The sequence below is a fragment of the Helicobacter sp. MIT 05-5294 genome (genome assembly GCF_000765675.1).
Classification (GTDB): domain Bacteria; phylum Campylobacterota; class Campylobacteria; order Campylobacterales; family Helicobacteraceae; genus Helicobacter_D.
In genome coordinates this window covers 1-678 of sequence record NZ_JRPA02000074.1, presented here as the reverse complement: position 1 = coordinate 678, position 678 = coordinate 1, and the positions used below count along the sequence as shown (strand labels likewise).

Below are 678 nucleotides of genomic sequence, written 5' to 3'. Positions count from 1 at the left end.
GTATGAGTATTTGGGCTTGTATGGGTATTAGTTTGTGTATTGATATTTGTCTGTTTCTTGTAGGCTTTAATGATACCAATGTTTGCTTGTGTTTGCTTTTGTTTGGGGAATCTAAATCTTTGGGGGTGTGTTTTGTTTGTATAGAGTAGAGGTTTAGTAATAATGTCTGGGTCTAAAGGTGTTTGTTGATAGATTTCTGTTCCCTCTAATATTACTTTAAAGGCTTTAGTTTTTAAAGTATCATTGACTTCAAATTCTAGGACTTCATATTCTTGATTTAATCTTTTGCTTAATCTTTCTTCTTCTTTAGTTTCCTCATAGCTTTTTCCTGTAAAAAGTTTAAGTGTTCCTTCTCTTATAGGGGTATATTCTTTTGTATCCTTAGGGTGTTCTTCTGTAGGAAGAATATAAAACTTCAAGTTTAATCCCCTTTGTTGAGATTTATCTTTTTACCTTTAATGGTGATGCCACTATCATCTAGGGTGATTGCATTGCCATTTTGTTTTAGGGTGATTATATCATCTTTTATTACTTTATTTTATTGTTTGCCTATTATCTTAAAGAATATATATATTATTCTAGGAATGATTTTAATAAGCGAGAAGATATAGCTGACCCTTTAGAAATTCTACAAGATGGATACAAAAATACTTTTGGAGATAATGAATGAAAAAGTTA

1 protein-coding gene is annotated in these 678 nt (G+C 30.2%); it reads right to left on the bottom strand.

Features of this window, described 5'->3' with window-relative positions; translation table 11 throughout:
- Window positions 1–419: hypothetical protein (locus tag LS69_RS10090; protein ID WP_138124721.1), on the bottom strand; the 419-nt coding region annotated here is incomplete at its 3' end.
- Between the last annotated feature and the right edge of the window lie 259 nt (window positions 420–678).